Below are 8582 nucleotides of genomic sequence, written 5' to 3' on the forward strand. Positions count from 1 at the left end.
TTGGGCGCGGACGCGTGGCGGCGGTTTGTCTGGGTCGAATGGCCGGTGGTGCGCGCGTGGGTTGCCGGTGGCGCGTGCCTGGTATTTTTATATTGTTTTTCAGGCTTCGGACTGGCCTTACTGCTCGGCGGCGAACGTTTTGCAACGGTGGAAGTGGAAATCTACCGGCTGGTGGCGTACGAGTTGGACATGGCGCGTGCGTCGGTGTTGGTGTGGCTGGTGCTGGCGGTTACGGCGGCGGCAGGAGGTTTGTATGCGTATTGGAGCAGGCGCGTGGCGGTGGATAAGTCGGTCTCGCCTTTGCCTCCGCGTGCGCCGATATGGGCGTGGGAAAAATGGCTGACGGCAACGGTATTGGCCATGTTGGCAGTATGCTGCCTGCTGCCTTTGGCGGCGGTGTGGCTCAAGGCGGTATCGGCAGGCTCTTCGTGGGCAGTCTTGCTGGAAGCGCAAACGTGGGCAGCGGTGTGGAACACTGTCCGTTTCTCTGCGGCAGCCGTGGCAGCGGCGGCGGTTTTGGGCGTACTGTATGCGGCGGCGGCACGGCAAATGGCGTGGTTGCGCGCGCTGATGTTTTTGCCGTTTATGGTGTCGCCTGTGTGCATCGCGTTCGGCGTTTTGCTGCTCTATCCACAATGGACGGCTTCGCTGTGGCTGCTGACGGCAACTTACGCGCTGTTGGCGTATCCGTTTGTGGCCAAAGACGTATTGGCCGCATGGGACGGTTTGCCCAAAGATTACGCGGCGGCGGCGCGCACCATGGGCGCAAACGGTTTTCAGACGGCCTGTTATGTAAACGCGCCTTTATTGAAACCGGCTTTGCGGCGCGGCCTGACTTTGGCTTCGGCAACGTGTATCGGCGAATTTGCGGCCACATTGTTCCTGTCCCGCCCCGAATGGCAGACGCTGACCACTTTGATTTACGATTATCTCGGACGCGCCGGTGCGGACAATTACGGACGGGCGATGGTGTTGACAGCGGTATTGACCGCTTTGGCTTTGACGGCATTTTTGCTGGTGGACGAAGCAGAAGGACAAAAGGCCGTCTGAACGTGGTCGGCTCAAACTCCCTTCGCTTTCACTACACTATTGCCGCGCCTTGTATCGAAAATTGATTGAATCCGCTATATAATTTGTTTTTAACCGCACTCAACACGACCTATCATGACCGACTTAGAAACCAAACGCCTTGAAACCCAAGCCATGCTGGACAATGCCGACTTGCTGTTTGACCAAGAACAATGCCGCGCGGCCTTGCAAAAAGTTGCTGACGACATTACCCGCGACTTGGGCGACAAATACCCCCTGCTCCTGCCTGTGATGGGTGGCGCGGTGGTGTTTACAGGGCAGCTGCTGCCGCTGTTGCGCTTCCCTTTGGACTTTGACTACGTCCATGTTTCCCGCTACGGAGACAAACTCGCAGGCGGCGCGTTCAACTGGAAACGCATGCCCGACCCCGAGCAAATCAAAGGCCGTCATGTAGTCGTTTTGGACGACATTCTGGACGAAGGCCACACCATGGCCGCCATTCAGGAAAAACTGTTGGAAATGGGCGCGGCAAGCTGCCGTGCGGCCGTATTTGCCAACAAACTGATCGACAAAGAAAAACCGACCAAAGCCGATTATGTCGGTTTGGACGTGCCCAACCGCTACGTCTTCGGCTATGGCATGGATGCCGCCGGCTGCTGGCGCAACCTCGGCGAAATCTACGCCTTAAACAATAAATAAAACAAAGGCCGTCTGAAAAATCTTCAGACGGCCTCAACCCCAATAATAGGAACACATCATGATAGGTTTGTTAATCATTACACATGAAACCATAGGTGAAGCCTATCGCGGTTTGGCCGACCATTTTTTTCCCAACGGCTTCCCCGAAAATCTCCACATCCTCGGCGTACAGCCCGATGAGGATCAAAATGACATCATCAACAATGCCATCGCCGCATTGCAGGAATTTCCCAACAACCGCGGCGTGCTGATCATGACCGACATCTTCGGCGCCACACCGTGCAACGCCGCACGCCGACTGGTGCGCGAAAACAAATCCGCCATCCTGACCGGCCTCAACGCCCCGATGATGATTAAAGCCATCCAATACTCATCACAAGCCGAAAACCTCTCCGACTTCACCGAAACCGTCAAAGAAGCCGCCATCAGGGGCATTTTCGCCATTACATCCGCACCTGAAGACCTGGTGTGCAAAGAACACGGCTAAGGCCGTCTGAAAACATTCACTTTACGAACATTACATTTAGGGGACATCCATGCTCAAACAAGAAATCGAAATCATCAACAAACTCGGCCTGCACGCGCGTGCCTCCAGCAAATTCACTCAAACCGCCTCCCAATTCCAAAGCGAAGTCTGGGTCACCAAAAACGGCAACCGCGTCAACGGCAAAAGCATCATGGGCCTGATGATGCTGGCCGCCGCCAAAGGCACCGTGATTGAGCTGGAAACAGAAGGCGCAGACGAAGCCGCCGCCATGCAGGCGTTGACCGACCTCATCAACGACTACTTCGGCGAGGGCGAATAATGAGCATCGTCCTACACGGTGTAGCCGCGGGCAAAGGCATTGCCATCGGCCACGCCCACCTCATCACGCGCGGCGCGGCAGAAGTTCCCCAATACGACATCGATCCCGACAAACTCGATGCCGAAGTTGCCCGTTTCGACAACGCCATCAAAGCCACGCGCAAAGAATTGGAACAGCTGCGCGGCGCAATTCCCGAAAACGCTCCGACCGAATTGGGCGCGTTCATCTCCCTGCACCTGATGCTGCTGACCGACGTTACCCTCTCGCGCGAACCCATCGACATTTTGCGCGAGCAAAAAATCAACGCCGAATGGGCATTGAAACAGCAAAGCGACAAGCTCGCCGCCCAGTTCGACAGCATCGACGACGACTACCTGCGCGAACGCAAACAGGACATGCTCCAAGTCGTCCGCCGCATCCACAACAACCTTGTCGGCCAAAGCAACGAAATCAACCTCGCCGGCAACCTGCTTGACGACACCGTCCTCATCGCGCACGACCTCTCGCCTGCCGATACCGTATTGTTCAAAGAGCAGCACATTACCGCCTTCGTAACCGATGCCGGCGGCCCGACCAGCCACACCGCCATCTTGGGCCGTAGCCTCGACATCCCGTCCGTCATCGGCCTGCACAACGCCCGCAAACTCATTACCGAAAACGAAATCGTCATCGTCGACGGCATCAACGGCGTCCTCATCATCGATCCCGACGAAGTCGTCCTCAATGAATACCGCCGCCTCGCCCGCGAATACCGCAGCCACAAGCGCGAACTCAACAAAATCAAAAAAACCGCCGCCACCACGTCCGACGGCATCAACATTGAGTTGCTCGCCAACATCGAATCCGCCGAAGACATCAAAGCCCTGCACAACTTCGGCGCAGACGGTGTCGGCCTGTTCCGCAGCGAATTTCTTTATCTCAACCGCGACAACATGCCGACCGAAGATGAACAATACGAAGTCTATGCCGGCATCGTCAAAAAACTCAAAGGCAAAAACATCACCATCCGCACGGTCGATTTGGGCGTCGATAAAAATCCGCGCTGGTTCGGCCAAAACAGCACACCCAACGGCAGCCTCAACCCCGCACTCGGCCTGACCGGCATCCGCCTGTGCCTCGCCGAGCCGGTCATGTTCCGCACCCAAATGCGCGCCATCCTCCGTGCCGCCACCCACGGCCCCGTGCGCATGATGTGGCCGATGATTACGTCCATTTCCGAAGTGCGCCAATGCCTTATCCATCTAGACACGGCCCAACGCCAACTGACCGAACGCGGCGAAACCCTCGGCCCGGTCAGCATCGGCTGCATGATTGAAATCCCGTCCGCCGCCATGACCGTCGGCAGCATCCTCAAGCTCGTCGACTTCGTTTCCATCGGCACCAACGACCTGATTCAATACCTCCTGTCGGTCGATCGCGGCGACGACAGCGTCAGCCACCTCTACCAACCCGGCCACCCTGCCGTCCTCAAAACGCTGCAACACATCATCCGCACGGCAAACCGCATGGAAAAAGGCGTGTCCATCTGCGGCGAAATGGCCGGCGATACCGTCTTCACCCGACTGTTGCTCGGCATGGGCCTGCGCCGCTTCTCCATGAACCCCAACAACCTGCTTTCGGTTAAAAACATCATCCTGCACAGCCACACCGGCCATCTCGAAAACGATGCCGCCAAAATCCTGCGCTGCGAAGACCCGGAAAAAGCCGAGAAACTGATTAAAATCCTCAACCAAAGCGAACAGGCGGAATCACAGGCCGTCTGAATCTCTAAAAAGGGCGTGTTTCGATACACGCCCTTTTTATTCGTCCCTATTTTGGGTTTACGCCCGATTCTCCCTCAAGCCCTCTTCTTCCCTATTTCGCCATTTCAAAAACCAACCTTTTTCACTTTTCCCCAATACTGCTGACAGGCCGTCTGAAAAATATATGGCGCAAGTGAAATAAAACTTTTATACCTACACCAAAGGCCGTCTGAACCCTGATTGCAAGGTTTCAGACGGCCTTGTTTTCAACCGGATACCTTTTATTTTTTGCAATAAAAAACCCTTTACCTATCCATTCCAGCTACTGCCCATTATGGCTTTAGGTACCCCATATCATTCCTTTTTACTAGGTCTTCAGTACACCCAAGCCCTATATAAACACTATCCCTTCGCTTTAATGATGAAACTTTTTATTTCGAAATATGTCTACTCACTCGTTCACTTGAAAAAAGATTCAATACCTTGTAAATTTATAAAATGATAGTAATTATCATAATATTTTAAAGGAATGATTCATGAGATTTACGCAACTTTCTGCTTTGATTGCCGCCGCCGCTTTATCAGTCGGCTCCGTATCCGCTTTTGCCAAACCCGTTCAGCTGACCGATATCCTCGGCCGTAAGGTAACTGTCGACCTGCCTGCCAAGCGCGTGGTGTTGGGCTTCTACTACCAAGACTACATGGCCATCGGCGGCAAAACCGCGCTGGACAACGTCGTCGGTTTCTCCAAAGCAGTTTGGGCCGACTGGGCGCCGCCAAGCTGGGCGGCATTCAGCAAAGCCGTGCCTAAACTGAATCAGCTGACCGACGTGGGCGAAGTGGAAGTCGGCACTTTCTCGATTGAGAAAGTATTGGCGCTGAAACCCGATTTGCTGGTTTTGGCCGAATGGCAATACAAGGCTTTGGGTTCCGATCTCGACCGCATCAACAAAGCCGGCATCCCCATCATCGTGTTGGACTACAACGCGCAAACAGTGGCCAAACACGTTCAATCGACCAAGCTCATCGGCACGCTGACCGGCCAGCAGCAAAAAGCCGACAAACTGGCGGCAGACTACAAACGCGTTGCCGACACCATCCAGGCGCGCGTGCAAAAAGCCAACCTGCCCAAGCCTAAAGTCTATATCGAGTTCGGCAACAAAGGCCCTTCCGAACACAGCGTTACCTTCGGCAAGAGCATGTGGGGTTCGATGGCGACACTGGTTGGCGGCAACAATATCGCCGCTTCTTCGGTCGAATTCTACGGCCCGATCAATCCTGAAAAAGTCCTCGCCGCCAAACCCGACGTGATCATGATTACCGGCCGCGAAACCGAATTGAAGAAAAACCCTGCCGCCATGGTGATGGGCTGGGGCATTCCAAAAGCCGAAGCGGAAAAACGCTTGGCAGGCTTTGCCAAACGCGCCGGCTGGGCCAACCTGCCTGCGATTAAAAACAACCGCCTCTACGCCGCCTACCACGCTAACTCGCGCACGCTGTCCGACAGCGCATCGATTCAGTTTATGGCCAAAGCGATTTATCCGCAGTTGTTTAAGGATTTCAACCCTGAGAAGACCTATCTGGACTTCTACCGCCAAAACCTGCCTGTTGTACCAAATGGTACGTTCTACCTCTATCCGAAAGGACAATAAGGTAGTTTAGATTTTCAGACGGCCTTTTAAATAGGAAGGCCGTCTGAAATTTTTGCGGAAGAAAAAGGCAAACCTGTTTCTCCCCTTTCACAACACTCTTTTTTAAAGGTTTGAAACATGAATGATTCGGTTGTCGCCGAGATTGTGAAAAACCAGCGCAAGTTGGAAGGCAAGCGTTGGTTGATTGTGTTGATGTTTTTAGTCATCGCAGCGGTCAGTTTCCTATTCGACATCGCCACCGGCCCTGCGATGACGGACACGCTGCCCGTCGGCGAAGTGGTCAATGTTTTGCTGGGCAAACCCGAAGTCGATGAAATGAACCGCCTGATTGTGATGGATTTGCGCCTGCCGATTGCGGTGATGGCCTTGGTGGTCGGCGCGGCTTTAGGTGTCGGCGGTGCGGAAATTCAAACGCTCTTGAACAACCCGATGGCCAGCCCTTATACGCTGGGCTTGGCGGCGGCGGCGGGTTTGGGCGCGTCAGCGGTGATTGCGTTCGGCGGTTTCGGGCTGCCTGAAACGGTCGCCGTTCCCATCGGCGCGTTTGTGATGACCATGCTGGCTTCGGGCATCTTGTTTCTGTTTGCCTCAGCGCGCCGCTTCAATTCGGCGATGTTGGTGTTGGTGGGGATTGCGCTGTTGTTCCTGTTTCAGTCGATTTTGTCGCTGATTCAATTTATCGCCGCGCCTGAGATTTCGCAGCAGATTCTGTTTTGGCTGTTCGGCAGCCTGACCAAGGCGACTTGGGAAACAGTCATCGTTACGGCGGCGGTTACGGCGGTATGCGTGTTTCTGCTTTCGCGCGATGTGTGGAAGCTGACTGCGCTGCGCTTGGGCGAAGAACGCGCCGTCGGGCTGGGCATCAATCTGCAATTTTTGCGTCTGAAAACGCTGGTGTTGGTGGCGGTAATGACGGCAACGGCCATCAGTTTTGTCGGCGTCATCGGCTTTATCGGACTGGTTGCGCCGCATGTGGCGCGGATTCTTTTGGGCGAAGACCAACGTTTCTTCCTGCCCGGCGCGATGCTGGCAGGGGCGGCGTTTCTGTCGGTGGCCAGCGTGTTGTCCAAGGTGATTATCCCCGGCGCGCTGTTTCCGGTGGGGATTGTTACGTCGTTTGTCGGCGTGCCGTTCTTCTTCTGGATTGTATTAACGAAACGATAGGCCGTCTGAAATGTTGAAACTTGAAAACGTACACATCCGGCGCGGCGATTATGTGGTCGCCGACAATATCGATTTGACGCTGGAACAAGGCAAAGTCTATTCCGTGCTCGGCCCGAACGGCACGGGCAAATCCTCGCTGATGAAAACGATTTTCGGCGAAGTCGCGCACAAAGGCACCATCCGCTACGGCGACGAAGTGTTGAGCAAAATCCACCTGCAAAGCTGGCGCAAACGCATAGGCTATATGCCGCAGGACACCGCCGCCGAAGCCTCGCTGACCGCGCTGGAAGTCGTGTTGCTCGGCCGCATGGACGCGCTGCACATGCACGTCGGCGACGAACTGCTGCACGAAGCCGCAAGTATCATGGCGGAGCTGGGTATCGGCCATCTGGCGCACCGCGACGTCATGCGGCTTTCCGGCGGACAGCGGCAGCTCGTGATGTTTGCCCAAGTCATGCTGCGCCGCCCCGAAATCCTGATGCTGGACGAACCGGTCAGCGCGCTGGATATGCACCATCAGCTCAATCTTTTGGAGCGCGTGGTGCAATACACGCACGAACACAATCTGGTTACGCTGATGGTGTTGCACGATTTGAGCCTCGCCGCGCAGTTTTCAGACGGCGTGATTCTGCTTGGTGAAGGCAAAGTACAGGCGCAGGGCGCGCCGCAGGACGTGTTGCAGGCGGACATGATAGGCAGGCTGTATAAAGTGGACATCGAGCTTTTGTACGACAGCAAAGGCCTGCCCGTTATCCGCCCGATGCGGCAGAGTGCGTAACCTAACCGCTCCTGAAATGTCGGATTGAGCATCCGGCCTGCGAACTCCCTGCAACTCATCCCCTCTCCCGCGGGAGAGGGTTAGGGAGAGGGCGGTAAGCCCAAGGCTTGCCTCTCCGACTCATCAGCCCGACCCCTATTTTTTATCCTTAGAAAGGACTCCCCCCATGAAAAAATCCCTCTTCCTCCTGATGCTGACCGCGTCCCTTAGCGCATACGCCGCCAACCACGAAGTCAAAATGCTCGACAACGGCAAAGACGGCAGCATGGTGTTCGAACCCGGCTACGTCAACGCCAAAGTCGGTGATACCGTAACCTTCAAAGCCACCAACAGCGGCCACTGGGTACAAAGCAAAGCCCTGCCCGACGGCGTTGCCGACTTCCTCTCTGAAGACGGTAAAGACTTCACCCTCAAACTCGACAAAGAAGGCGTGTACGTCTACACCTGCCCGCCGCACCGCATGATGAACATGAGCGGCGTGATTCAGGTCGGCAAACCGGTGAACAAAGCCAAAGCGCAAGCCGTTGTCGATGAAATGGAAAACCGCGCCATGCAAAGCAAAGGCCGTCTGAAAAAATACATGGCGCAAGTGAAGTAAAAGCGTTTACGCCTGCATTAAAGGCCGTCTGAAACCTTTTCAGACGGCCTGTTTCCTTTGCGTAAAACACGCATCAAAGCTATATCTTCCGTTTCAGTTTCCGATAAAATAGGC

The 8582-nt window shown here is 55.1% G+C and carries 9 protein-coding genes; all 9 read left to right on the forward strand.

The window, feature by feature from the left end:
- Positions 1-1050 (forward strand): ABC transporter permease (locus ACTHSP_RS14720; RefSeq protein ID WP_440346341.1); only part of this gene is annotated, 1050 nt, incomplete at its 5' end.
- 114 nt (positions 1051-1164) lie between these two features.
- Positions 1165-1728, forward strand: a complete 564-nt coding sequence (locus tag ACTHSP_RS14725) for a hypoxanthine-guanine phosphoribosyltransferase (protein WP_003681752.1) — start codon at positions 1165-1167, stop codon at positions 1726-1728.
- Between the two features lie 58 nt (positions 1729-1786).
- Positions 1787-2215, forward strand: a complete 429-nt coding sequence (locus tag ACTHSP_RS14730) for a PTS sugar transporter subunit IIA (protein WP_049335776.1) — start codon at positions 1787-1789, stop codon at positions 2213-2215.
- Between the two features lie 49 nt (positions 2216-2264).
- Complete coding sequence (locus ACTHSP_RS14735; RefSeq protein ID WP_003683718.1) at positions 2265-2534, forward strand: HPr family phosphocarrier protein; 270 nt, start codon at positions 2265-2267, stop codon at positions 2532-2534.
- On the forward strand, positions 2534-4297 hold the full coding sequence (gene ptsP, locus ACTHSP_RS14740) for a phosphoenolpyruvate--protein phosphotransferase (protein ID WP_440346342.1): 1764 nt from the start codon (positions 2534-2536) through the stop codon (positions 4295-4297). Before ACTHSP_RS14735 ends, ptsP begins: the two co-directional genes overlap by 1 nt.
- Positions 4298-4812: 515 nt before the next feature.
- Positions 4813-5928 (forward strand): ABC transporter substrate-binding protein, encoded by a 1116-nt coding sequence (locus tag ACTHSP_RS14745; RefSeq protein ID WP_440346343.1) that lies wholly within the window; start codon positions 4813-4815, stop codon positions 5926-5928.
- A gap of 117 nt (positions 5929-6045) precedes the next feature.
- On the forward strand, positions 6046-7092 hold the full coding sequence (locus ACTHSP_RS14750; protein WP_049332949.1) for a FecCD family ABC transporter permease: 1047 nt from the start codon (positions 6046-6048) through the stop codon (positions 7090-7092).
- A 10-nt stretch (positions 7093-7102) separates the two neighbouring features.
- Positions 7103-7870: an ABC transporter ATP-binding protein gene (locus tag ACTHSP_RS14755; RefSeq protein WP_107768636.1), complete on the forward strand. Its 768-nt coding sequence runs from the start codon at positions 7103-7105 to the stop codon at positions 7868-7870.
- A gap of 166 nt (positions 7871-8036) precedes the next feature.
- Positions 8037-8468: a plastocyanin/azurin family copper-binding protein gene (locus ACTHSP_RS14760; RefSeq protein WP_049323637.1), complete on the forward strand. Its 432-nt coding sequence runs from the start codon at positions 8037-8039 to the stop codon at positions 8466-8468.
- Positions 8469-8582: the final 114 nt, after the last annotated feature.

It is taken from the genome of Neisseria sp. P0001.S005, from assembly GCF_051963715.1.

Bases quoted from the DNA above. Each gene is read 5' to 3' on its own strand.
- ACTHSP_RS14725 (WP_003681752.1), top strand. From the start codon at position 1,165: ATGACCGACTTAGAAACCAAACGCCTTGAAACCCAAGCCATGCTGGAC.
- ACTHSP_RS14730 (WP_049335776.1), top strand. From the start codon at position 1,787: ATGATAGGTTTGTTAATCATTACACATGAAACCATAGGTGAAGCCTAT.
- ACTHSP_RS14735 (WP_003683718.1), top strand. From the start codon at position 2,265: ATGCTCAAACAAGAAATCGAAATCATCAACAAACTCGGCCTGCACGCG.
- ptsP (WP_440346342.1), top strand. From the start codon at position 2,534: ATGAGCATCGTCCTACACGGTGTAGCCGCGGGCAAAGGCATTGCCATC.
- ACTHSP_RS14745 (WP_440346343.1), top strand. From the start codon at position 4,813: ATGAGATTTACGCAACTTTCTGCTTTGATTGCCGCCGCCGCTTTATCA.
- ACTHSP_RS14750 (WP_049332949.1), top strand. From the start codon at position 6,046: ATGAATGATTCGGTTGTCGCCGAGATTGTGAAAAACCAGCGCAAGTTG.
- ACTHSP_RS14755 (WP_107768636.1), top strand. From the start codon at position 7,103: ATGTTGAAACTTGAAAACGTACACATCCGGCGCGGCGATTATGTGGTC.
- ACTHSP_RS14760 (WP_049323637.1), top strand. From the start codon at position 8,037: ATGAAAAAATCCCTCTTCCTCCTGATGCTGACCGCGTCCCTTAGCGCA.